General features: G+C 35.6%; 26 protein-coding genes and 1 other annotated feature. Of the genes, 7 read left to right on the forward strand and 19 right to left on the reverse strand.

The window, feature by feature from the left end:
• The first annotated feature begins 133 nt into the window (after nucleotides 1-133).
• Both BVF91_RS05800 and BVF91_RS05805 read left to right on the forward strand, forming a co-directional pair.
• The gene (locus BVF91_RS05800) at nucleotides 134-1,183 is read left to right on the forward strand and encodes a hypothetical protein (protein WP_085112520.1); all 1,050 of its coding nucleotides are present in this window, start codon (nucleotides 134-136) and stop codon (nucleotides 1,181-1,183) included.
• Nucleotides 1,184-1,278: 95 nt separating this feature from the next.
• Nucleotides 1,279-1,575 (forward strand): hypothetical protein, encoded by a 297-nt coding sequence (locus tag BVF91_RS05805; RefSeq protein WP_085112521.1) that lies wholly within the window; start codon nucleotides 1,279-1,281, stop codon nucleotides 1,573-1,575.
• 88 nt (nucleotides 1,576-1,663) lie between these two features.
• On the opposite strand, the gene BVF91_RS05810 is transcribed toward BVF91_RS05805, so the two are convergent.
• The 7 genes from BVF91_RS05810 to BVF91_RS05840 form a co-directional block, all read right to left on the reverse strand.
• Nucleotides 1,664-2,422 carry an ABC transporter permease gene (locus tag BVF91_RS05810; protein WP_085112522.1) on the reverse strand — a complete coding sequence of 253 codons (759 nt, stop codon included), beginning with the start codon at nucleotides 2,420-2,422 and terminating at the stop codon, nucleotides 1,664-1,666.
• On the reverse strand, nucleotides 2,422-3,117 hold the full coding sequence (locus BVF91_RS05815) for an ABC transporter ATP-binding protein (RefSeq protein ID WP_085112523.1): 696 nt from the start codon (nucleotides 3,115-3,117) through the stop codon (nucleotides 2,422-2,424). Before BVF91_RS05815 ends, BVF91_RS05810 begins: the two co-directional genes overlap by 1 nt.
• Nucleotides 3,117-3,488 (reverse strand): GntR family transcriptional regulator, encoded by a 372-nt coding sequence (locus tag BVF91_RS05820; RefSeq protein ID WP_085112524.1) that lies wholly within the window; start codon nucleotides 3,486-3,488, stop codon nucleotides 3,117-3,119. Before BVF91_RS05820 ends, BVF91_RS05815 begins: the two co-directional genes overlap by 1 nt.
• A gap of 144 nt (nucleotides 3,489-3,632) precedes the next feature.
• The gene (gene metG / locus BVF91_RS05825) at nucleotides 3,633-5,543 is read right to left on the reverse strand and encodes a methionine--tRNA ligase (protein WP_085112525.1); all 1,911 of its coding nucleotides are present in this window, start codon (nucleotides 5,541-5,543) and stop codon (nucleotides 3,633-3,635) included.
• Between the two features lie 53 nt (nucleotides 5,544-5,596).
• Nucleotides 5,597-5,831, reverse strand: a binding site (T-box leader).
• Between the two features lie 56 nt (nucleotides 5,832-5,887).
• Nucleotides 5,888-7,291 (reverse strand): CCA tRNA nucleotidyltransferase, encoded by a 1,404-nt coding sequence (locus BVF91_RS05830; protein WP_085112526.1) that lies wholly within the window; start codon nucleotides 7,289-7,291, stop codon nucleotides 5,888-5,890.
• A gap of 56 nt (nucleotides 7,292-7,347) precedes the next feature.
• Nucleotides 7,348-7,869: a spore maturation protein gene (locus BVF91_RS05835; protein WP_085112527.1), complete on the reverse strand. Its 522-nt coding sequence runs from the start codon at nucleotides 7,867-7,869 to the stop codon at nucleotides 7,348-7,350.
• Nucleotides 7,870-7,874: 5 nt separating this feature from the next.
• Nucleotides 7,875-8,459, reverse strand: coding sequence for a nucleoside recognition domain-containing protein (locus BVF91_RS05840; protein WP_085112528.1), 585 nt, complete (start codon nucleotides 8,457-8,459; stop codon nucleotides 7,875-7,877).
• A 139-nt stretch (nucleotides 8,460-8,598) separates the two neighbouring features.
• Here BVF91_RS05840 and BVF91_RS05845 point away from each other — a divergent pair, with 139 nt between their 5' ends.
• Complete coding sequence (locus tag BVF91_RS05845) at nucleotides 8,599-8,847, forward strand: AbrB/MazE/SpoVT family DNA-binding domain-containing protein (RefSeq protein ID WP_013786911.1); 249 nt, start codon at nucleotides 8,599-8,601, stop codon at nucleotides 8,845-8,847.
• A gap of 38 nt (nucleotides 8,848-8,885) precedes the next feature.
• Here BVF91_RS05845 and BVF91_RS05850 read toward each other — a convergent pair whose 3' ends face one another.
• The 3 genes from BVF91_RS05850 to BVF91_RS05860 form a co-directional block, all read right to left on the reverse strand.
• Nucleotides 8,886-9,764, reverse strand: a complete 879-nt coding sequence (locus BVF91_RS05850) for a cation diffusion facilitator family transporter (protein WP_085112529.1) — start codon at nucleotides 9,762-9,764, stop codon at nucleotides 8,886-8,888.
• Between the two features lie 145 nt (nucleotides 9,765-9,909).
• On the reverse strand, nucleotides 9,910-10,725 hold the full coding sequence (gene rsmI, locus BVF91_RS05855; protein ID WP_085112530.1) for a 16S rRNA (cytidine(1402)-2'-O)-methyltransferase: 816 nt from the start codon (nucleotides 10,723-10,725) through the stop codon (nucleotides 9,910-9,912).
• 1 nt (nucleotide 10,726) lies between these two features.
• Complete coding sequence (locus BVF91_RS05860; protein WP_085112531.1) at nucleotides 10,727-11,473, reverse strand: tRNA1(Val) (adenine(37)-N6)-methyltransferase; 747 nt, start codon at nucleotides 11,471-11,473, stop codon at nucleotides 10,727-10,729.
• Nucleotides 11,474-11,592: 119 nt separating this feature from the next.
• On the opposite strand from BVF91_RS05860, the gene BVF91_RS05865 reads away from it, so the two are divergent.
• From BVF91_RS05865 to BVF91_RS05880, 4 genes are all read left to right on the forward strand, one after another.
• A complete protein-coding gene (locus tag BVF91_RS05865) occupies nucleotides 11,593-12,813 on the forward strand; it encodes an arginine deiminase (protein WP_085112547.1) in 1,221 nt (406 codons plus the stop codon).
• Nucleotides 12,814-12,892: 79 nt separating this feature from the next.
• Nucleotides 12,893-15,076: an alkaline phosphatase family protein gene (locus tag BVF91_RS05870; protein ID WP_085112532.1), complete on the forward strand. Its 2,184-nt coding sequence runs from the start codon at nucleotides 12,893-12,895 to the stop codon at nucleotides 15,074-15,076.
• A gap of 11 nt (nucleotides 15,077-15,087) precedes the next feature.
• The gene (locus tag BVF91_RS05875; protein ID WP_085112533.1) at nucleotides 15,088-15,921 is read left to right on the forward strand and encodes a sulfite exporter TauE/SafE family protein; all 834 of its coding nucleotides are present in this window, start codon (nucleotides 15,088-15,090) and stop codon (nucleotides 15,919-15,921) included.
• Between the two features lie 42 nt (nucleotides 15,922-15,963).
• A complete protein-coding gene (locus BVF91_RS05880; protein ID WP_085112548.1) occupies nucleotides 15,964-16,299 on the forward strand; it encodes a DUF1634 domain-containing protein in 336 nt (111 codons plus the stop codon).
• Nucleotides 16,300-16,325: 26 nt separating this feature from the next.
• Here the strand turns inward: BVF91_RS05880 and BVF91_RS05885 are convergent, their stop codons facing one another.
• From BVF91_RS05885 to BVF91_RS05925, 9 genes are all read right to left on the reverse strand, one after another.
• Nucleotides 16,326-17,210 carry a PSP1 domain-containing protein gene (locus BVF91_RS05885; RefSeq protein ID WP_085112534.1) on the reverse strand — a complete coding sequence of 295 codons (885 nt, stop codon included), beginning with the start codon at nucleotides 17,208-17,210 and terminating at the stop codon, nucleotides 16,326-16,328.
• Nucleotides 17,211-17,221: 11 nt separating this feature from the next.
• A complete protein-coding gene (gene holB / locus BVF91_RS05890; protein ID WP_085112535.1) occupies nucleotides 17,222-18,181 on the reverse strand; it encodes a DNA polymerase III subunit delta' in 960 nt (319 codons plus the stop codon).
• Between the two features lie 10 nt (nucleotides 18,182-18,191).
• Complete coding sequence (locus tag BVF91_RS05895; RefSeq protein WP_085112536.1) at nucleotides 18,192-18,635, reverse strand: YaaR family protein; 444 nt, start codon at nucleotides 18,633-18,635, stop codon at nucleotides 18,192-18,194.
• A 9-nt stretch (nucleotides 18,636-18,644) separates the two neighbouring features.
• Complete coding sequence (darA, locus tag BVF91_RS05900) at nucleotides 18,645-18,974, reverse strand: cyclic di-AMP receptor DarA (RefSeq protein ID WP_085112537.1); 330 nt, start codon at nucleotides 18,972-18,974, stop codon at nucleotides 18,645-18,647.
• 13 nt (nucleotides 18,975-18,987) lie between these two features.
• Nucleotides 18,988-19,605: a dTMP kinase gene (tmk, locus tag BVF91_RS05905; protein WP_085112538.1), complete on the reverse strand. Its 618-nt coding sequence runs from the start codon at nucleotides 19,603-19,605 to the stop codon at nucleotides 18,988-18,990.
• On the reverse strand, nucleotides 19,605-21,026 hold the full coding sequence (locus BVF91_RS05910) for an aminotransferase class I/II-fold pyridoxal phosphate-dependent enzyme (protein ID WP_206199028.1): 1,422 nt from the start codon (nucleotides 21,024-21,026) through the stop codon (nucleotides 19,605-19,607). The genes tmk and BVF91_RS05910 overlap by 1 nt, the downstream gene beginning before the upstream one ends.
• Before the next feature lie 81 nt (nucleotides 21,027-21,107).
• Complete coding sequence (locus BVF91_RS05915) at nucleotides 21,108-21,317, reverse strand: sigma factor G inhibitor Gin (protein WP_013786897.1); 210 nt, start codon at nucleotides 21,315-21,317, stop codon at nucleotides 21,108-21,110.
• Nucleotides 21,318-21,463: 146 nt separating this feature from the next.
• Nucleotides 21,464-22,036, reverse strand: a complete 573-nt coding sequence (locus BVF91_RS05920; RefSeq protein WP_085112539.1) for a DNA-3-methyladenine glycosylase I — start codon at nucleotides 22,034-22,036, stop codon at nucleotides 21,464-21,466.
• 10 nt (nucleotides 22,037-22,046) lie between these two features.
• A complete protein-coding gene (locus BVF91_RS05925; protein ID WP_085112540.1) occupies nucleotides 22,047-22,994 on the reverse strand; it encodes an ROK family protein in 948 nt (315 codons plus the stop codon).
• Between the last annotated feature and the right edge of the window lie 140 nt (nucleotides 22,995-23,134).

The following is a 23,134-nucleotide window of genomic DNA, read 5'->3' on the forward strand; positions in this document are numbered from 1 at the left end:
AAAAAATGTGCCGGATTTCGGAACTTCCCAAATGTTGGAGTTAGAGTTATAATGTAGTCAAACAGATGAATTCAATGTATTATTTACTAACAAATATTTCTTTCATGCTTTATAACAATCGGGAGGCAATGTAATGAAAAAAAGTGTAATAATTTTATCCATAATTTTATTGTCCATTTTGTTAACGTCTTGTCATGTAAAAACTAATAATCAAATACATAAAAGCCTTAATATAGATAATGCTTCAATCATTCCGCAAAATACAATTCCTCTTGGATTTGACAAATATAAAAAAAGAATATTGGTGTCAATAGAAAACAAAAACAATGAAAAAACAGAACTGGGTTTCTATGATTTAAATACAAGTGTAGTTAAACCAGTGATAAAGCCAGTTAATACTGATAAAAATATAATAAATGCTGCTACGGATGGAAAGTATATTGCTTGGGTAGAAGCATCTGATAATCCATATGGCAATGACTGGATAATATATGCCTATAATATAAAAAATGGAACCATTAAAAAGATAGACTACGGAAAATTAAATGAAAAATCTGCTTCAAAAGTATCCTTTAATCAACAGCCAAACCTGTCTTTGGATAGCTCAAAGCTTGTATGGTCTACTTATGAAATACAAAACAACAAAATTCTGTGTTCTTTGATTTTATACGATTTAGCAAATGACAAAAAGCAAGTGATAAGAAGCATTGATGGACTGGGAAATAGTTATATTGGACATCCAAAAATATTTGGCAATTACATAGTATGGCATGAAGGTAAAATCGAAGAGCAAAGCGAAGTTGGCAAGGTCTATCTATACAATATTTCAAATAGTAAAATTGCAAAAATAAGCGATAATGGATTCACACCAAATATTTACGGTGAGAATATTGTATGGGTATCTGATAAAAGCCATATATCCTTATACAATCTCAAAACTAAAAATACTGTAGAAATTGTAAAAGGCGATGCAGTAGAAAGATGGTTTCCATCGTTAAACGATACATATATTACGTGGTATGATAATATGGGAATACTGGAATTATATAACATTAAGACAGGTAAATTGCAAGACTTCCCTATAAAAACAAATAATTTTTCTAGCATAATGGGTAACGTATTGTCATGGACTAAATTAGAAAATAATAAAGGTATAACACAATTTATTACCCTTTCTGAATGATGGTATGCCGATGCAGCACATACCCAATATATTTGCACCACGAAATATTTTGCATCATTTCTATAATGCAAACAACATAAGGAAGGAGTTTGCCTTTGAAGAGTTTATATGTTTGGCTAATAAGTATTGTAGTAAGTTTAATCATTTTTCTAATTGGTTTTGAAATGGCACGCTTTTCTGGACGGGTGTTTAAGTATTCCATACCGAAAGACAAAGAGTCTAAAATTAAGTTTTTCTGCTTTATAGCGATTGTTGTCATAGCTTTAATATTAGATTTCTTTTATCCAAAAAGATCTTCATTTTACTTAGCCCTGTTCACTGGATTAGCAGCCGGATTACCATATAGTTCTTCAGACAAAAATTCGAAAGATGATAAGAAGCAAAACACTTAAAGTAGTTCAATTAGATAAAAATAATGGCGGGAATCACCCCGCCTTCTTTTTATTTCACCTTCGCGTACTACCTGGATAGACATCCTTTTTATAGATCTATTTTTTTGTCAATAAGATATGATGTCAGAGTGAATAAACCTATATATACAAGTGTTTGGAAAACAAAGCTTGCTACATTTATCGGGAAAACCGCAAAAGACAAAGCAAAATTATCGCTTCTTTGTGCAATTCCTGAAAATAGATTTATATTTAAATTGTATGGAAATAAATTAATGAGAAGACCATTAATTTTACCGATTACATAGAAAATAATCAGAAATAGAACTATTGACAAAACTTTTCCATATTTTTTGCTGTAAATAGCTATCTTGCTGATTGTGATAGAAAAATACGACAAAATCAATAAAGCAATAAAACTCAATAAAGTAGATATAAATATATAAAGTATAAAAATTTTATGTTGAAGTACTGCATCTATAAACACTTTAGCTTCATTCACATATAATAGATTTATAAATGCCATCACTCCAGATACTGTTATAAACAATGTGAATTCAATGATCGATATAATTAGCTTTGAAAAAGCTATGTCAAAACCTCTTTGTGGCAGTGTAAACAAAAGATATCCTGTATTGCCGTACATATCTCTCTGATACAACATCACTCCTGATATAAGCACGGCTACAAAGCAGGCAAATCCAGCCATAAAAGATACAACGAATGGCAAGCCATGTGACCATGTATTATTTTTTGTTATAAGGTATATATTCAATAAAATCAAGGCAGCCAAAAATCCAAGATAATATTTATACCTTCCTAAAAACTCATACTTTATTAGTTTAATCATTATTCATACACCTCCCTGAAGATTTCATCAATAGATTTATTTCTTTCCATCCTTAATTCTTCGGCATTTCCTTTTAAAATAATTTCACCATCTGAGATAAATGCCACATCGTCAAAAAGCCTTTCAATATCTCTTACAAGGTGTGTAGATATAATCATTGAACTATCTTCGCGGATATTATCAATTATTGCGTCAATTATCTTTTCCCTTGTATTAGGATCTATTCCCCCAAGGGGTTCATCAAAAATATATAGTTTCGCATTTCTTGAAAGCACAAGTGTAAGATGCAATTTTTCAAGCATTCCTTTTGAAAGTGACGTTACTTTATCATTTTCATTCAGCATCATAAAATCCAGCAATCTTTTTGATTTTTCAATGTCAAAATCAGCGTAAAAATCTTTGAAGAAATTTATCGCATCTCTAATCTTCATCCATTTATAGAGATAGTTTATATCAGGTAGATACGATATAATTGATTTTGTATAAATACCTGGTTCCTGACCGTCAATTAATATTTCGCCAGATGTGGGCCTTAATATGCCTGCTGCAATCTTTATAAATGTAGTCTTCCCACTGCCGTTAGGACCTAAAAGACCTAATATTTTACCCTCTTCCAACTCAATATTAATTCCTTTTAATGCCTTTTTGCTGTAATAATTTTTAGTAAGGTTTGCCGTTTTTAAAATTAACCCCATCAGTTGACCTCCTTTTTAAGATATTCCTCAACAATTTCGAGTATTTCACTTGAATTGAATCCTAAGCTTCTCATACCTGTTACAAATGACTCAACTATCTCTTTTGCCATTTCTCTTTTTAATGATGCAAGCTTTTCGGTATTTTCGGTTATAAATGTTCCCATGCCTCTTTGTGTATATGTGACGTTTTCCCTTTCAAGTTCTTGATAAGCTCTTTGAACAGTATTTGGATTCACTTTAAGGCTTTCGGCCATTTCTCGTACAGAAGGCAATTTATCTCCTACATTTAATTTTTTTGTCACTATGTCCCTTTTTATCATATCCATAATCTGGATATAAATAGGCATTTTTTCATTGAATTCGACTTTCATGTTTCACCTCCATCGTGCTATCATAGTGCACTAATTAAATAGTACACTATGATAATATAAATGTCAATGTATTTTTTAAAAAAACTTATTGTAAGCTATAATACACATAAAAATAAGAGGGACTTATGTTGCCCTCTTATAATGCTATTTTACCTTTGCACCGCTTTCTATGTCTTTATCTAAAGTTACAACAGTCAATTTGCCTTCGTTTGATGCCGCCAAAATCATTCCGTGCGATTCTATTCCTCTTAATTTTTTAGGTTCCAAATTAGCGACAAGGACAAGTTTTTTACCTATAAGCTCCTCTACTTTGTAATGCAGCGCAAGTCCTGATACAACTTGCCTTACCTCGTCGCCTACTTTAAGCTTAAGCTTTAATAATTTGTCGGCGCCTTCTACTTTTTCCGCTTCTAATACTTCTGCAACCCTCAAATCGATTTTTGCAAAGTCGTCTATTTTAATGTAATTTGCCTCTTCTTTTACCTCTGCTTTTTTAGGCGATTCTTTTTCAGCTTCTTTAAGCTCTTTTTCTACATCGATCCTCGGGAAAATATTCTCGCCTCTTTTGACTTTTGTGCCTGATTTCAGTAAGCCGAATTTAAGGCTATCCCATGTCCTTAAATCATCGTCGATGCCAAGTTGTTCATATATCTTCATAGGCGTATTTGGCATAAATGGCGTTATCAAAATTGCGACAAACCTCAGTGATTCTACAAGGTTATAAAGAACAGTTTTAAGCCTTCCTTTTTTGTTTTCATCTTTTGCCAATACCCATGGCATCGTCTCGTCAATGTACTTATTGGCGCGACCTACAAGCTTCCAGATCTCCGCAAGAGCATTTGAAAACTGCAGCTTATCCATATAGCTTTCAACAACTTTTGGCAAATTATTTGCGATAGATATTAACTCATCATCAACATCATCTTTATCCGAAACTTCAGGTACTACACCGTCAAAATATTTTTCTACCATCGTTACAGTCCTGCTTAAAAGATTTCCAAAGTCATTGGCAAGATCTGAGTTTATCCTGGAAATCAAGGCTTCATTTGAAAATACGCCATCTGCTCCAAACGGAACTTCTCTTAAGAGAAAATACCTTATGGCATCTACGCCGTATTTCGACACAAGTTCTTTCGGGTCAACCACATTGCCCTTCGACTTTGACATCTTGCCGCCTTCTAATATAAGCCAACCATGGCCAAACACTTTCTTAGGGAGAGGCAAATCCAGTGCCATAAGCATTGCAGGCCATATAATGGTGTGGAATCTTACGATTTCCTTTCCAACAAGGTGCACATCTGCCGGCCAGTACTTTTTAAAATCTTCGTCATGTTCTGTAGAATAACCCAACGCAGTTATATAGTTGGAAAGGGCGTCAATCCAAACATACACAACGTGTTTTGGGTCAAACGGAACTTTTACGCCCCAGTCAAATGATGTTCTGGATACGCACAAGTCCTCAAGACCTGACTTTATAAAGCTTACCATCTCATTTAGCCTTGATTCAGGCTGTATAAAGTCTGGGTGCTCCTCGTAATATTTAAGAAGCCTATCTGCGTAATTTGAAAGCTTGAAGAAATAGCTTTCTTCTTTTACAAGCTCTACAGGTCTACCACAGTCTGGGCAGTTTCCATCCACAAGCTGTTTCTCAGTCCAAAACGTCTCGCAAGGTGTGCAGTACCATCCTTCGTATTCGCTTTTGTATATGTCCCCTTTTTCATAAAGCTTTGTAAATATCTTTTGCACAATCTCTTCATGCTGCTTGTCCGTCGTCCTTATAAACTTGTCATTGCTTATGTCCATCGTCTTCCACAAATCTTTGATCCATGCCACGATCTCATCCACATACTGCTTCGGCGTAACTCCTTTTTCTTTTGCCTTTCTCTGTATCTTCTGACCGTGTTCATCGGTCCCTGTCAAAAACATCACGTCATAGCCTGTAAGCCTTTTAAACCGAGCCATCGCATCTGCAGCAACAGTTGTATAGGAATGGCCTATATGCAGCTTATCGCTTGGATAATATATTGGTGTCGTAATGTAAAAAGTCTTCGCCATGAAAATCCTCCTTATCTAAATTTATTTTTAAGACGTAAAAAAACCCGCTCCCACTAAGGGGCGAGTTTATTCGCGCTACCACCCTTTTCACATACGCCTCACGGTCGTATGCCTCGTAAAGTGCTGTCACACTCCTACTCTGTAACGGGAAATCCCGCCAAAACCTACTTAGTTTCAGCTTTGAAGCTCAAGGTCCATGTTCAAAAGTTCATTCTCTGCTGGCTTTCACCTTAACCCAGCTCTCTTTTAAGAGAAATTCCTTTCTACTCTTCCCTTCATTGCCTTTTTAATATATTATTAACATCGTTACATAATAATATACTTTATCGCAAATGTATTGTCAACTATATTTTCTCCATCTTCATCCTTTCCTCCACAAATTTTACTGCATCTTCTCTGCTTTCTATTTCACCGTAAAATTGATTTTTCCTCAATTCGTATAGTATTTGATTTAAAAGCTTATAATCTTTAAGATCGAAATTGACTATTATATCAAGCGGCGTAAGAAGTGGTGTCTTCGTCTTTTCAAAGTCCATGTACCTTCTTAATAGCTTTGTTATAAAATTTCTGTAGCATGAAGCTTCATTCAACCTGCCTTGTCCTTTCATAGCCGAAGTAACATCAGCTAACGACAAAAGCAAACACCCTATAGCATTTTCTTCAAGGTCTGAAAAGAATTTAAACAATGCTTTGTTTCCAGTCCCATCTATGTAAAGTGAAAATGGATTTACGTGGTACAAAACCATCTTCTTTATCAGAGATGCTTCTTTTTTCGCCAGTTTTAATCTCTTAGCTATATCTGCAACAATTTTTTCTCCCTTTACATCGTGATTGTAAAACTGAAGCCTGTTATCAGAATCTATGTAAATGGCATCTTTTTTGCCGATTTCATGAAACATTGCAGCCAGTTTCAATACATCTTTTAGCTTGTTTCCTGAGGAAAGATCTTTATCAAGGTACTTTTTGGCCAAATTTTCTATATCTGAAGGAAATCTGAGGTCATTTACAATTGTTTCATATTCTTCTATAGTCTTTATGGAATGATGCCATGAGTCCAAAACCTGATAATAGCACTTGCCTATCTCTTTCATCTCAGCTATCTCAGGGAAAAGCGCATCGATTAATCCCAGCTCGTCCATCATTTGTACGTATTTGAAGGACTCCTTTGACTTAAGTATAGAATATATTTCACTCATAATTCTTTCTGAAGAAACGTTCTTAATCAAATCGGCTTTTTCTTTTATAAGGTTTTTGGAATCCTCATCTATAGAAAAATTGTACTTAGCTGCAAATCTAATAGCTCTAAGCATCCTTAAAGGGTCATCATCGAAGGAACTTTTCCCTACGCATTTTATCTTCTTTTCTCTTAAATCCTTTAATCCACCTAAAGGATCTACTATCAAGTCTACATCAAAAAAATCATTTAGCCTTATTGCCATCGCATTTATTGTAAAGTCCCTATGAATCAAATCATCATCTATATTTTCGCCTTTAATTTGCGTGAAATCCAGCACTACATTTTCATATACGACTCTATATGTGCCTCTGTCTTCTGCATAAGGCACATAAGAGCCTTTTAGCTTATCACATACAAGCTTTGAAATCGAAGCAGCATCACCTAATACAGCAAAATCATAATCGCTTATATCTACATTTAGTATTCTGTCTCTTATGGTTCCTCCTACAATATAGACTTTTTCGGCCTCATCAGATAGTATGCGCTTTATCCTGTTTATCAATATCCCCATATCATGTAAACTCCTCGTTTTTATATTACTGTCTTTAGTATATCAGATTTGAAGTTTCAAAAAAACAGTCTGCTGTAAAAAACAGATGACAGTATTGCAGCGATATCAGCAGCAATGCCCGCTACTATAGAATGCCTCATCTTTTTAACTCCAACAGACCCAAAATAGACTGCTAAAACGTAAAACGTAGTTTCTGTAGAGCCGTACATTACAGAAGCAAGTTTCGCTGTAAATGAATCAGGCCCATGAGATTTAATAAGTTCTGTCGCTATGCCTAATGCACCGCTTCCAGATAGAGGCCTTATGAGTGCCAATGGCACTACATCTGACGGCATTCCAATTTTTGCAGTAAGCGGTGAAATCCACCTTGCAAAGATATCTAAAGTTCCGGATGCTCTCAAGACTCCCACCGCCACCAACATTGCTAGCAAAGCAGGAAATATTTTTACTATCGTATTAATGCCTTCTTTTGCGCCATCTAAAAAGACTTCATAAATTTTTACGTGTTTAGTTAACCCATATACAGGAATCAAAAACATTATAGCCGGAATTATAAACTCAGAAATCGATTTAAGCAAAAATATCACTCCTTAAAAAGGGATGACTTTTCAAGTGATTTTACAACTATAAGGCCTACGGTTAGAGCTGTAATACTTGATAAAAGTCCAGCCAACACAAAATCTGCTGGATTTTTCGCACCTAAAGAAGCCCTTAACCCTATCATTACAGCAGGAAGAAGCTGAACTGATGCAGTGTTTATGACGAGAAATGTGCACATGGAATTAGATGCAACATCCTTTCTATTCAATTCTTGAAGGTATTCCATCGCTTTTATTCCAAAAGGCGTAGCAGCATTGCCTAACCCCAACATATTAGCCGATATATTCATTATCATAGCGCCAATGGCAGGATGATCTTTGGGTATCTCAGGGAATAGTTTTATTATGGCTGGCTTTAAAACCTTTGCCAGCATGTCCATAAGCCCAGATTTTTCAGCTATCTGCATTATACCCAACCATAAAGACATGATGCCTATGAGTCCTATTGATATTGTAACAGCCGACTCGGATGAATCTATTATAGCTTTCGAAACTTCCCCCATCCTACCATTTATCATGCCGACGACCACACCTACGCCAATCATGAAGATCCATATATAATTTATCAACTTTATCTCCCCCATCCTATAAAAATTTATGTTATTTTTAAAAAAAAATGCCATTAAACTATTGACTTATTTTTCAAAACTTGGTATTATTAGAATGCAAAGAATTTGTCGAATTTTGTAGTTTTAGGAGGGGAGAGAAATGTTGAAATCCACAGGAATTGTGAGAAAAGTGGACGAGTTAGGAAGAGTCGTCATTCCTATCGAACTTAGAAGGACTCTGAATATTGCAGAAAGAGACGCTTTGGAAATCTACGTGGATGGCGAGCAGATTGTGCTTAAAAAGTACGAGCCTGCATGTATTTTCTGCGGCAATGCAGAAAATGTCGTCAATTACAAAGGCAAAAACATCTGCAAGACATGCCTCGATGACATTAAAAAGAGCGAATAATATTAAAAATAATAGAAGTTTTACTTCTATTATTTTTTTTACTCTGTTATTTCATTTTTATCGTAAGGCTCTATATGGACGATGACTTCTGTGACACCAGGTATTTCCTTTTTTAATTTTTCTTCCAACTGATCAGCTATATAATGAGCATCTTTTATGTTTTCATTCGGGTCAACCATTATATGCATGTCTATATTTATATCGTCCTCTCTCCCTCTGCTTCTTATTTGATGGCATGAAAGCACGCCTCTTACGGATAAAGCGATATCGCGAATTTTTTCTGAATCTATGACAATCCTATCGCACAAAATGTCGGAGCTGTGCTTTATTATTTCAATACCTGCCTTTACGATGAATATCGATATTGCTATAGACATAAGTGGATCGATGTATGGCGGTATTCCAAATTTTAATGCAATAAGCGTAATAAGAACAGAGACAGACACGTAGATGTCGCTTTTTGTATGAAGTGAATCAGATACAAGTATGTCGCTTTTTAAATTTACTCCTTGTCTGTACTCGTAAGCAAATACAAATATGTTAAGCAATAATGTAGTAATCATTATTATGAAGCTGTCTAACGTGATTTTTGGTTCTACAGGGTTTAAAAGCCTGCCATAAGCTTCTTTTAGTATAGTATAACTTACTACAAACAGCATCACAGATATAAAAATTGACGAAAATGTTTCAAATTTTTTATGCCCATAAGGATGTTCTTCATCCTGCGGTTTTGACGCCAAATATATGCCTACAAGGCCTACTATATTACCTGAACTGTCTGATAATGAATGAAACCCATCAGCCACCATGCTGGCGCTTTTTATATGCAAGCCGTACAAAAGTTTAGCTAACGCCACAGCTATATTTATAAAAAGTATGAGTATCAAAACATTCTTTATCTTTTTAAATGAATTCATTGTAAAACCCCTTTGTATCAATTGATAATTTTTAATATAATACATATTATATGCTTAAACTAAAAATTATGCAATATATTAAGATATTTTTATATTCGAAATTATTGATTATCATTATCAATTGATATTGATAGGCGAAATCGAATTACGATTCATCCTTCAATGCGAGCTTGTAAATTTCGCTTTTTGGTATCTTTAATTGTTTAGCCGTCAATTTAATCGCTTCTTTCTTATCCATGCCGCATTCAATGTATTTTCTGAGAAGCTCCTCTGGTTCCATCGCAACTTCATCTCTTCCGCCCTCTATAAGGACTACAATTTCTCCTTTTACATCGTCTCCTAATTTTGATAGAACTTCATCTGCCGTACCTCTTATGTACTCTTCGTGCACTTTTGTAAGCTCTCTTGCTATTACAACCTTTCTGCCTTCTATGTATGGCTTTAATTCTTCCAACGTCCTGACAATTCTATGAGGCGCCTCATAAATGATAACCGTTCTCTTTTCTCTCCCTATCTCATCCAAAGCGCTTTCTCTCTCGCTTTTCTTTGTTGGCAAAAATCCTAAGAAGACAAACTTCTTTGTGTCAAACCCAGAGCCTACTAATGCCGTTGTTATTGCTGTAGCGCCAGGAAGCGATACTACATTTATCTTTTCTTCTAAGCAAAGTTTTACAAGGTCTTCCCCAGGGTCAGATATGCCCGGTGTACCAGCATCAGTAACCAGCGCTACATTTTTCCCAGCCTTTAAATCTATTAAAAGTTTTTTACCGCTTGAAGCTTTGTTATGCTCATGATAGCTTACTACGGTTTTTTTTATGTCGTAATGATTCAAAAGTTTCAAAGTCTGCCTCGTGTCTTCAGCAGCTATTATGTCTACTTCTTTAAGTATCCTTAGGACTCTTAAGGTTATGTCTTCCAAGTTTCCGATTGGTGTTGGGCACAAATATAAGCTTCCAGACATTCTATTCCTCCTCTATCGAAGTTTTCCCGTATATACTTAAAAGCTCCTTTGTGTACTCTCCATTTTCTTCGTATACGTAAAGAGGCGGCATTATTGCCACACCACTTTTTGCGCCTTTTTTTGATTCCACTAAGACTAAATTGGGCTTTTCCCCAACATGCGGATGGACAAACCTCATTTTTTTAGGTTCTAAATTGCAAATCCGCAAATTATAAACAATATCCACAATCCTATCCACTCTATGGACTAAAAAAAACTTGCCTCCAAACTTTAAAAGCTTTGACGCAACCTTTATGAAATCATGAAGTCCGCCATTTAACTCGTATCGCGATATGTTTTCACTTTCGCTATTTTTGTCAAATCCTGTGTTGCAGGGCATGTATGGGGGATTGGACGTCACAATATCGTATTTTTCAATTCCCAATTTATCCACAACATTTCGAATATCATCGTTTATTATGTCTATTCTACCTTCAAGATTATTTAGATATACGTTTCTTATGGCAATATCGGCAACTTCACTTTGTATTTCAACACCTACAATACGTGTATCTCTTGACTTGCCTGCTATCAAAATTGGTATGATGCCTGTTCCGCACCCTAAATCTACAATCTTATCTCCTCTTTTTGTGTATACAAAGTTTGAAAGCAGCACAGCATCCATCCCAAATTTAAACATGTCTTCCCTCTGTATAAGCTTAAGCCCATTCAAATTCAAATCGTCAATTCTCTCGCCATCTTTTAGCATATTACCACCTCGTTACAAATAATTTTACCATATCAATAAATTAATATAAATCGTATTGAAAAATAGATATAAGCAAAGTATACTATATAAAGAGTTTATGCATAGGGAGGAATGTGTTGGTGACGCATCCATTATTAGTGCCACATGTATCATCAGAAATAGGAACTTTAAAAGCAGTCGTACTGCACAGACCCGGAAAAGAATTAGAAAGGCTTACGCCTCAAAATTTGACAGAACTGCTTTTTGATGATATTCCATGGGTTAGAAAGATTCAAGAGGAACATGATGAATTTGCCAAAGTATTAAAAGATAACGGTATAACCGTTTTGTACGTAAAAGACCTTCTTCAGGATGTATTGAAAGATGACGCTATAAAAGAACAATTTATAATAGATCTTCTGAAGATAAATGGCATAACAAATACCGAAACAGAAAACTACCTTAAAGATTACCTTATGGATTTAAGCTACAGTGATATTGCTGAAATTGCCATAAGCGGACTCGAAAAAGGAGATATTGACAATGTCATCCCAAAAGGCCTGGCTGAATTCATCTATGAAGAACACTATTTTTACATTAAGCCTGTGCCAAATATGTATTTTACCAGAGATCCCGGCGCAATGATAGATGGAGGATTTATGATAAGCTCCATGAAGTCTGCGGCGAGAAAACCTGAGACCCTCATAATGAAATACATATACAAAAACCACGATATTTTTAAGAAAAACGGCATTCCATGTTGGTACGACAACACCTATTTCCACTCTTTAGAAGGCGGAGATGTGCTTATACTAAGCGACAGAGTAATAGCAGTAGGATGCGGCGAAAGGACTACGCCACAAGCAATAGAAAGGCTTGCCCGCAATCTCTTTGAAGGCAATTCAACAGTAGAACACATCCTTGTCGTCCAGATTCCCATAAACAGATCATACATGCACCTTGATACTGTATTCACCATGGTAGATAAGGAAAGGTTCGTCTTCTACCCTGGAATAAAGAAAGATCTGCGAGTTTTTAGCATAATAAAGGATGATAAAGGTTTTTCAATTCAGAAAGAAAAAGACCTCCAAGACGCATTGAAATCTGCATTAAATCTCAGAAATATTGAAATAATACCTACAGGTGGTTTTAATGCCATAACGTCAGCACGGGAGCAGTGGAACGACAGCACAAATACGCTTGCTATAGCGCCAGGCAAAGTCATCACATACTCCCGAAATGAATCATCAAATAAAATCATGAGGAAAGAAGGCATCGAGGTAATCGAGATCGAAGGTTCCGAACTATCAAGAGGCAGAGGCGGTCCAAGATGTATGAGCATGCCACTTTTGAGATATTAGAGGGTTTTACCCTCTTTTTAATAATTTCTTAACATTTATGGTGTATAATAAATAAAAAACTATAGAGGGTGTGTTTCACTTGAAGAAATTTATCACTGCTTTTATGCTTTTATTGATGACTTTGACTTTTATGCTGCCACAAAAAAGTTATGCTGATACAAGCAACAATAAAAAAGTAGTGCTTGTAATAATCGACAGGGTTAGTCTAAGTGACTATACAAAATACGACGCAAAAAACATTCAAAAGCTAATCAACAACGGTTCAGTTGGTCTTATGAATGTCAGAAATGCTGATGGTTACGTCGATGCATCTGGGTATTTGACATTTGGAACCGGCACAAGGGCAAGTGCTCATGACATCGGTCAAATAAGTCTTAATGTGAACGAAAAATATTCTTTCGGAACCGCGGGGGAAATTTACAAGCTTAACACAGGAGATAACTATGGAAATGCAAACATAGTAAATATAGGCATATCAAACCTTATACAAAGCAGCAAAAGAGCCGACTACAAGATTACGCCTGGTCTTTTAGGACAACTGCTAAAGGATAACAACATTCCTACATACGTCTTTGGAAATTCTGATATAATAACAGACAGCTCAGTTTCATATAGAAGGTATGGGGCGCTAATCGCCATGGATGAGAAAGGTACAGCATTTGGCGATGTCAGTGAAAATGTATTGAAGTACGATAGAAATAGCCCCTATTTTATTAGCACTGATTACAACAAAATCTTTGACTATTTTCAAAAATACGATAAAAATGGTGGATTCTTTGTAATCGACACTGGTGATACATCGAGAGTAGATAGCTATTCTTCCAACGTATCAGACCAATTGGCATCAAAATATGAAGAATACGCCATAAAAAACGCTGATGCATTCATAGGAAAGCTTCTAAAAAACTTGGATCCATCGAGGGATTTGCTTATAGTGGCGACGCCTTACCCTTCAAAAAGCGATATGTCTACTAACAATCTACTATCGCCAATAATAATCTATGGTCCCGGATACAACGGACTTACAACATCTATCACAACAAAAAGAAATGGGATCATTACAAATTTAGATTTGGCGCCTACAATACTTAATTATTTCGGCATAAAGGCACCTGTAGAAATGTTAGGACATCCCATAACGAACATAAAGACCCAAGACAAAGTAAATTACTTGGAAAATCTAAATGATAAAGTAGTGTCTATCTACACTGCACGACCCATCGTCTTAAAAAGTTACGTAATTTTTCTAATCATAATTTTAATACTTTACCTGATTACGCTATTTCTAAAGATCAACTACTTAAAATACTTGAAACCTATAGTTTTAGGCGTGATGATCGTCCCTCTGTCGCTTTTGATTTTGTCCCTTTTTGGGCCTTTGACTGTGTATTCAAGCATGATCGCTTTGATACTTATAACAATAGCTTTATTGCTTATAATAAAACTTTTTGCTAAAGATGAACTTAATATGCTAATAGTGATAAGCCTTTTAACTGCTTTGACAATTACGGTTGACATTTTTACAGGAGCACATCTGATGAAAGGCTCTATTTTAGGATATGACGTCATAGCAGGTGCCAGATTTTACGGAATAGGCAATGAATACATGGGTGTTCTAATAGGATCCACAATAATGGGAATAATGACATACATCCAAAAGTATGACACGAGAATAAACAAATTATTAGGAGTGCTCTTATTCGCGGCAGTTTTCATGTTGATGGTATTGCCACAGTATGGTGCAAAAATTGGCGGATTTATAACAGGATTTATGGCATTTGGCGTAACGCTTTTGCTTATGTCAGAAATCAAAGTCAACTACAAAAGTTTGCTGATTTTATTCATAAGCATGGCTGTCCTTCTAACGCTTATGTTTGTAGCATCAATGTTTATGGGCACTGTAACGCATATGGCGCAAACTGCTTTGATTGTTAAAAACGAAGGAATAATGGCTTTATACAAGATATTTGCCCGCAAATTAGACATGGAATTGACATTAATAAGATACACAATATGGTCGTGGGTTCTAATCATAACCATAATGAGCTTGTTTATCTTGTCATACAAGCCTACAGGAATACTTAAAAACATATTTAAGAAAAATAAATATATCTACTATGGCTTTTTTGGCAGCATTGTAGGAATGCTTTTTGCGCTGGCATTTAACGATGCTGGAATCGTGGCTGCTTCCACAATGTGCATATATGCATTTCCTCCAATACTGATAATGTTGGAAAGAGAAATAAAACATAATGAAATTTAGGAGATGATAAAGTGATATTGACATCATCAATTATACTTCTCATATCAATTGTAGCTGGAGTATTTGGAGCTCTTTTAGGATTAGGCGGTGGCATAATAGTAATACCAATGCTTACACTTCTCTTAGGAGTAAACATAAAATACGCCATTGGCGCCAGCATCGTATCCGTCATCGCCACGTCCAGCGGTGCTGCTGTAACGTATGTAAGAGATAAAATCACTAATTTAAGGATAGGAATGTTTTTAGAGATAGCTACCACGACAGGGGCTTTGACAGGCGCTTTTATCGCAGGACTCATAAGCTCAAAATACCTTTATATTATCTTTGGCCTTCTTCTTCTATATTCGGCTTTTACTATGTTAAAAAAGCGAAATGAAGAATTGCCTGTAGGTGTGGTATCACAGCCTATAGCAAAAAAATTGAAATTAGAAGGTTCTTACTACGATAAAGTCCTTAAAAAAGAGATACAGTACAATGTCACCGGTGTAAACAAAGGATTTGGCATGATGTACATAGCTGGTGTAATATCAGGACTTTTAGGAATCGGAAGCGGCATTTTTAAAGTAATGGCAATGGACCTATTTATGAGACTGCCAATGAAAGTCTCAACTGCCACCAGCAATTTTATGATCGGTGTTACTGCAGCCGCCAGTGCTGGAGTATACCTTGTAAGAGGCGATATAGATCCAAAGATAGCTGGTCCTGTGGCACTTGGAGTACTTGTAGGTGCAACACTGGGTACAAAAATCATGACAAATATGAAAAGCACAACCATAAGGAAAATATTTATACCTGTCTTAGCTTATGTTTCCATCGAAATGCTTCTTAAAGGATTGGGGGTATAAGCCGTGGAAGAAAGAAAAAATCAAAATGAGAAAATAGAAAACATGGAGATAATAATAAGCAAAACATTGAGGGCAGGAGTTTTATTAAGTGCTTTAATCATTCTCATCGGTTTAATCCTATTTTTTGCGACAAAAAGCAGCGGCTACCCTGCAAACACATACCCTACATCTGTTATAGCAATAATTAAAGGGCTAATGTCTCTAAAGCCTTACGCCATAATCATGACAGGACTTTTAGTGCTGATTCTAACTCCCGTATTTCGCGTGGGAGTATCTATCATCACATTTCTTCAAGAAAAAGACTATATGTATGTATACATAACATCGGCAGTTTTTATTATTCTGATATTAAGCTTTGTGTTAGGCAAAGTAGAATAAAAAATAGAGGTAAAACCTCTATTTTTTTATTCTGCAAAATCGCTTCCCAGTATTTCCTCATAAATCTCAGAAATCTCATCTTTTTTATCGTCTTGGCTTTCTTCTATGACAATGACATCTTCTGGGTCGTACTCTTTCGTTATCTCTATTCCCTCAGCATTTTTCATCTTTACCTTAAGTTTTTTTCTTACAACGTCAACTTCTGCTACCCTCATCTCTTTGTCATCGACTTTTATAAGGCTTCCTACAGAAGGCAGTTCTGATCTAACTTCTTCGTAAGTATCCTGCTCATATTTTAGGCAACACATTAATCTGCCACACAACCCTGAGATTTTAGTAGGGTTAAGGGAAAGATTCTGATCCTTCGCCATCTTAATCGATACAGGCTCGAAATCCCCTAAAAATGTCACACAGCAAAGAGGTCTGCCACAAGGACCTAAACCGCCTACAATCTTTGACTCGTCCCTTACACCTATTTGCCTAAGCTCTATTCTCGTTTTAAAAACTGCAGCAAGGTCTTTTACAAGATCTCTAAAATCTATCCTTCCATCAGCAGTAAAGTAAAAGATTATCTTGTTGTTGTCAAAAGTGTACTCAACATCTATTAACTTCATGTCAAGGTTATGCTCTTTTATCATGTCCAAGCAGACGCCAAATGCTTCCGCTTCACAGGCTCTATTCTCCTTGTAATGCTCATAGTCCTCATCTGTCGCAATCCTAAGAACCATTTTAAGAGGAGCTATAATCTCGTCGTCGTCAACTTCTCGTTTGCCTACAACGACTTCGCCAAACTCTACTCCTCTGGCTGTCTCTACTATGACATTGTCACCCACATTTATAGGCAAATCACCTGGATCGAAGTAATATATCTTACCGGCTTTTTTAAACCGAACTCCTACAACTGTATACAAAATAAAACCTCCTAAATGCTTAAGAGAAATTTTTCAATGGCCATTTGGTAATTAACGTTTGACTTAAGATTGAATATGAGATCTTCTATCTCATTTATTATATTATTAAGCTTAGCCCCTGTCAAATCATTCGAAATTGCTTTAATTTTATCTAGCATATCTTTGTTTATAATGCTTTCTTCATCACGGAAGTTTAAAACCATAATATCCCTCACGTAAGAAACCATTATATCAATTACATCATCTATCATTTCTCTGTTTTCATCGAAAAATCTAAAGCTATCAAGCCTTAATGCCTTATCACTGCTTACTAAACTTCGTAATACATCTCCAACTTCAAGCCTTATAGTTGAATACTTCTCATCGGTCAACAAGTCCGCCTTGCCATAATTGCCGCAAGCAACAGACGAAATCTTTTTGGCTTCACTTGCATCGACATTTTTCTCATTTATAAGATAATCCTCTATAACATCATCCGATTCTCTATTAAACCTTATTATCTCGCATCTTGATACAATTGTAGGCAAAAGGCCGTCCATTTTAGACGCTGTCAATATAAACAGAACATGCAAAGGAGGTTCCTCTAAAGTCTTTAAAATGCTGTTTTGAGATTGCTCTGTCATTTTCTCAGCTTCTTTTATTACAAAAATTTTCTTATATGAATTGTACGGTTTAATATAGGCATTGCTTATGACAGTATTTCTCAATGTGTCTACTTTTATTGAGCCTCCCACAGGCTCTATAAAGAAAATATCAGGGTGATTGCCTGATACAAATTGAACGCATGAATGGCAGCTGAAGCATGGCTTAGGATTTCTAACGCAATTTACCATCATGGCAAAATACTTTGCCATGTACTCTTTCCCCAACCCACTTTCTCCAACAAAAAGATACGCATTTGCTATTTTCCCTGAATTTATGATCTTATCAAACAATTCTAAAATATTTTTGTGACCGTAAATTTTGTGCATGAAGCTTCACCTACGAATATATATCTATCAACAATCCTCTGATCTCCTCAATAGCGCTTAAAATATCAAGATTCTTCTTGTTTCCCTCTAAAAACTCCCGCGTCATAGTTTCAAGTTTATCATTCACTTTTTCAACAATAGTGTAGATTTTTTTTCGTCCACTTAGATTTATTGACTCTCTTTTGCTTTTTTGAAACATGCCATTTAAAGACTTCTGCAAGAACTCTTTAACTTTTCTCTTGTAAACCATAAGGTTATCCAAGTTCATTTCATCTTTTAATTTTTCAGCAGCATCGTCAATATCATTAAGCATCTTATTTAACATGCTTTCTTCTACTTTGCTTATTTCACTGTCAAAAATGTCTTCAAATTTTAAGGCAGAAGTCCTTTCACCTCTATCATCTTTTTCATAGCCTGTCATTATTTTATTTGAATTTATCTCTTGTATCTTCATGCAAAACACCTATATCCTGAAAAATTTTTCTACATCTATGGCAAAAACTGTAGCTCCGCCGATAGAAACTTCAACAGGCTGTGGTATAAATATATCAGTGGCTCCTCCCATAGGAGTCGGAGATGTGATTATTCTGTCCCTAGTTTTACACTTCTTTTCAATCACTTCAATAGCATCATCCAGCTTATCATCTTCTACACCTATCATAAGTGTCGTATTGCCAGATCTTAAAAATCCACCCGTAGAAGCAACTCTTGTAAAGCTGAAGCCTTTTTCCGTAAGACCATCCATAAGCCTTCTTACGTCTTCGTCTTGTACTATGGCAAATATCAGTTTCACTTTTTTCCCCTCCTTAAATAATTTTGCTTACTTCAGCAATTATAGCCTTTTGTATATAGTAAATATCATGCGTAGCATCTACAATAAAGTACCTGTCTGGCCTTGACTTAATAAGATTCATATATCCCTCATAGACTTTTTCATGAAATTCTGCATCTTCTATCTCCAAGCGATCCTTGTCTTTTCTTCTGTCGATTCTCATTAAGGTATCTTTAGGCTTTATATCTAAGTACACAGTTAAATCAGGTACAAGTCCATCTATGGCGATACTGTTAATCTCCTCTACAACCTCTACTCCAAGTCCTCTCGCGTATCCTTGGTATACAATAGAGCTGTCAACAAATCTGTCCAAAATAACTATTTTCCCATCATTTAATGACGGTATTATGACCTCTTTTACAAGCTCTGCACGAGATGCCGCATAAAGAAGTGCTTCCGCAGATGGGACTATATTATTTTTTTTGTCAAGAAGTATTTCTCTGATTTTCTCGCCTATTGCTGTACCTCCAGGCTCTCTTAAAACAACAATATCTCGTCCAATCTCCAAAAGGTATTTTTTAAGCAGATTTATCTGCGTAGTCTTCCCACTGCCATCTATTCCTTCAAACGTTATGAGTTTTCCTCTGTACATTATTTACACACCCGTATTTTTAAATTATCAATGCCAATAATCTTTATACCTATATTATATAGTAATTTTATATATTGTACCATATCTTTTTTTATGAGTTCACCAGGACACAAAAGCGGAACACCCGGTGGATATGGAATTACATAATCAAGTGAAACCATTCCTACAGCTTCATCTATGCTTACATAATCATACTCTCTGTTTACAGCGTCTTTTGGTTTCATAGCCATTTCAGGAATTTCTGGGCGACCGTTGCTATCAAAATAACTTAATTTTTCATATCTTTTGTACTTTAAAAGACCTTTGATAGACTCTATTAGCTTGTCAAAAGATGATTCGTCATCAGCTACGGTCATTATGGCAAGTATATTTCTGTAATCTGACATTTCCATCTGAATGTTGAATTTTTCTCGCAGTATACTTTCCGCCACATTTCCAGACATGCCTATTCCACTTACATTGATGGTAAGCTTTGTAACATCGTAATCGTAGATTCCGTACTTGCCAATGACATCATCGCCAATACACTTTATACCATCTATTTCATTGATAACATCTCTTGCTTGAATCGATAGATCTACACATCTATCAAGCAATGCTTTGCCTTCCCTCTCCATAAAATCTCTGGCTAAATCAATTGATGTCATCAAAATATAAGAAGGAGATGTTGATTGATAAAGGCTTAAGTAAAACCTTAATCTATCAATATCTATCCTATCTGTATTCACATGCAAAATTGAGCTTTGCGTAAATGCAGGCAAAGTTTTGTGAACACTCTCAATCACAATATCTGCACCAACTGAAGATGCCGATAATGGCAATCTATCAGAAAATGCAAAATGGGCCCCATGTGCCTCGTCTACTATCAATACCTTGTCGTATTTATGAACTAAATACACCACTTTATTTATATCGACACAGAAACCATAATAATTTGGATATGTAATAACCACTGCCTTTACATTCTTATGTTTTATAAGGAGCTTTTCAAGCTCATCTATGGATATACCCATAGCTATGTCATCTTCATCGTCTATAAGCGGTTCTAAATAAATTGGTATGGCACCAGTAAGTATCAATCCATTATAGACAGATTTATGAGAATTTCTTTGAACAACTACCATATCACCATCATTCAAGACTGACGACATTGCTGCATATATTCCACACGTAGTTCCATTGACGAGAAAGAAAGATGATTTCGCTCCAAATGCTTTTGCAGCAAGTCTTTCTGCTTCTAAAATCGGGCCATGTGGATCATGAAGATTGTCTGTCCCAGGAACTTCTGTCAAATCTATTTTAGCAATATTTTCAATGTATTTCCGGGAAATATTTTTCCCTTCCTTATGTCCAGGCATGTGATATGGTATTGTACCGTCTTCAACATATTTAATCAATGCTTCATAAAGCGGTACTGTCAATTTTATCACCTTTTCACGTATTATACATATATAATACCATATAACACTAATTATTGCCTATAAAAAATATGAGGACATATTTCAACAGTCCTCATATTCAAAATCTTTTTTGTAGTTGCGCCAGATATCTATCATCTTTTTTCTGTAATATTCGTACTTTGCATCATCTGGAGATATGTGAGCGATTATTTTCTGGCAGTCATTGCATAAAAATTCTCCCAATACATCGATACCGTCTGTCTTTTCATGATTGCATATAAAGCACTTTTTAGTTTTTAACATGCTTTCCATATGCTACACCATCTTTCATAATATTCTAATATAATTATTTCCATAGTAACCAGTATCTATACGCTTTCTTATTAACATTATATTATTTTAAGAATAAAAAAAGGCAGGTCTAAGTGCATTTTGCACCAAGCCCTGCATGTATTTTTTTATGAGTTAAATTGCAATAGCTCCTTATGTCTGAAACACGATATTATATGGTCATTTACAATTCCAGTCGCTTGCATGTGTGAATATATTATTGTGGACCCCACAAATTTAAACCCTCTTTTTTTAAGATCATTACTTATCTTATCAGATAATGATGTTTTAGCAGGTACTTCGTCAATGCTTTCCCAATAATTTATGATAGGCCTTCCGTCTGTGAAACTCCAAATATACGTATCAAAACTACCAAATTCTCTTTGAATTTCTAAAAAGGCCTTAGCGTTTGCTATAGACGATTCTATTTTTCTTTTATTGCGAATAATGCCAACGTCATTTAAAAGCTCCTGCACCTTTTTCTCATCAAAGAGCGAAACTTTTTGTGGATCAAATCCGCTATATGCCTTTCTGTAATTATCTCTTTTTTTAAGGATCGTAAGCCAATTTAATCCCGCCTGTGCCGATTCCAACACTAAAAATTCAAAGTGGACCATATCATCGTGTACTGGTACTCCCCACTCTGTATCGTGATATTTTATGTATATTTCATCTTTGAGGCACCAAGGACATCGATCCATTTTTTCCTCCTTACAATACCAGCGATGCTGCACCTATAAGACCCACATTTCCACCAAGCTTTGCCTTAACAACTTTGCAAATCTGCCTATTTGGCTTTAATGCTCTTTCGTCAACTGTCCTCATCATTTTGTCATACAAGACATCCCATTGGCTTGACAATCCGCCACCTATTATTATAAGTTCAGGGTTATAAAATGCCATTATGTTTACAATACCTATTCCCAAATAAAATGCTTCATTCTCAATAAGCTCTAAAGACAATTTATCACCAGATTTTGCAGCATCAAAAATATCTTCTGCTTTTAATTCACCTAAAGGTTTGTCTTTGAGAATAGTATCTTTTCCAGACTCGATATGTTTTTTTGCAAATTTAACTAATGATGTGCCAGAAGCATAAGACTCTAAACATCCAGGATTGCCGCAATTGCACCATCTAGGCCCGTCAAAGTTTATGGTGTGATGTCCTATCTCAGCAGCATTTGAATTTGCGCCATTGTACAACTTTCCATCAATTATGGCGCCACCACCGATACCTGTGCTTACAGTCATATAAACCATATTATTTATTCCTTGTCCAGCACCAAATAAATGCTCAGCAAGTGCCGCAACATTAGCATCGTTGTTAAGTTTTATCTCTGTATCAAAATCTCTCTTTAATATGTCCACCAATGGAATGTCAATCCATCCAGGTAGATTAGGAGGACATTCCACCACGCCTCTATCTGCATTCAAAGGTCCTGGAGCACCTATCCCAATACCTGCAATCTGGCTGACATCTATATTCAATTTATTCAAAGATTCTATTATGCTTTTCTTTATGTTGTCTATTACATGTTGCGGTCCTTTATCTGCCTCTGTAGGTATTTTTACATTGCACAAAATATTTCCGTCCTCATCCATAATGCCGGTATTTATCTTTGTACCGCCAAGATCTACACCGCATGCAAACTTTTTCACAAACACTCCTCCTAAGCAAACTAAATTATTCTACTTCTATATTCATATAGGTTTTCCAATTTGTCAATATAAAAATTAAAAACTCCTTAAATAGGAGTTTTGCTTAGGGGGCTAATATATGAAATTTTTACCGGCAGCGA

Origin of the sequence: Thermoanaerobacterium sp. PSU-2 (genome assembly GCF_002102475.1) — a bacterium.
In the GTDB taxonomy this organism is placed as follows: domain Bacteria; phylum Bacillota; class Thermoanaerobacteria; order Thermoanaerobacterales; family Thermoanaerobacteraceae; genus Thermoanaerobacterium.

Excerpts from the sequence above, each read along its gene's own strand:
- BVF91_RS05800 (WP_085112520.1), top strand. The coding sequence starts at position 134 with ATGAAAAAAAGTGTAATAATTTTATCCATAATTTTATTGTCCATTTTG.
- BVF91_RS05810 (WP_085112522.1), bottom strand. The coding sequence starts at position 2,422 with ATGATTAAACTAATAAAGTATGAGTTTTTAGGAAGGTATAAATATTAT.
- BVF91_RS05815 (WP_085112523.1), bottom strand. The coding sequence starts at position 3,117 with ATGGGGTTAATTTTAAAAACGGCAAACCTTACTAAAAATTATTACAGC.
- BVF91_RS05820 (WP_085112524.1), bottom strand. The coding sequence starts at position 3,488 with ATGAAAGTCGAATTCAATGAAAAAATGCCTATTTATATCCAGATTATG.
- metG (WP_085112525.1), bottom strand. The coding sequence starts at position 5,543 with ATGGCGAAGACTTTTTACATTACGACACCAATATATTATCCAAGCGAT.
- BVF91_RS05830 (WP_085112526.1), bottom strand. The coding sequence starts at position 7,291 with ATGGGGATATTGATAAACAGGATAAAGCGCATACTATCTGATGAGGCC.
- BVF91_RS05845 (WP_013786911.1), top strand. The coding sequence starts at position 8,599 with ATGTTGAAATCCACAGGAATTGTGAGAAAAGTGGACGAGTTAGGAAGA.
- BVF91_RS05850 (WP_085112529.1), bottom strand. The coding sequence starts at position 9,764 with ATGAATTCATTTAAAAAGATAAAGAATGTTTTGATACTCATACTTTTT.
- rsmI (WP_085112530.1), bottom strand. The coding sequence starts at position 10,725 with ATGTCTGGAAGCTTATATTTGTGCCCAACACCAATCGGAAACTTGGAA.
- BVF91_RS05860 (WP_085112531.1), bottom strand. The coding sequence starts at position 11,473 with ATGCTAAAAGATGGCGAGAGAATTGACGATTTGAATTTGAATGGGCTT.
- BVF91_RS05880 (WP_085112548.1), top strand. The coding sequence starts at position 15,964 with ATGGAGATAATAATAAGCAAAACATTGAGGGCAGGAGTTTTATTAAGT.
- holB (WP_085112535.1), bottom strand. The coding sequence starts at position 18,181 with ATGCACAAAATTTACGGTCACAAAAATATTTTAGAATTGTTTGATAAG.
- BVF91_RS05895 (WP_085112536.1), bottom strand. The coding sequence starts at position 18,635 with ATGAAGATACAAGAGATAAATTCAAATAAAATAATGACAGGCTATGAA.
- tmk (WP_085112538.1), bottom strand. The coding sequence starts at position 19,605 with ATGTACAGAGGAAAACTCATAACGTTTGAAGGAATAGATGGCAGTGGG.
- BVF91_RS05915 (WP_013786897.1), bottom strand. The coding sequence starts at position 21,317 with ATGGAAAGCATGTTAAAAACTAAAAAGTGCTTTATATGCAATCATGAA.
- BVF91_RS05920 (WP_085112539.1), bottom strand. The coding sequence starts at position 22,036 with ATGGATCGATGTCCTTGGTGCCTCAAAGATGAAATATACATAAAATAT.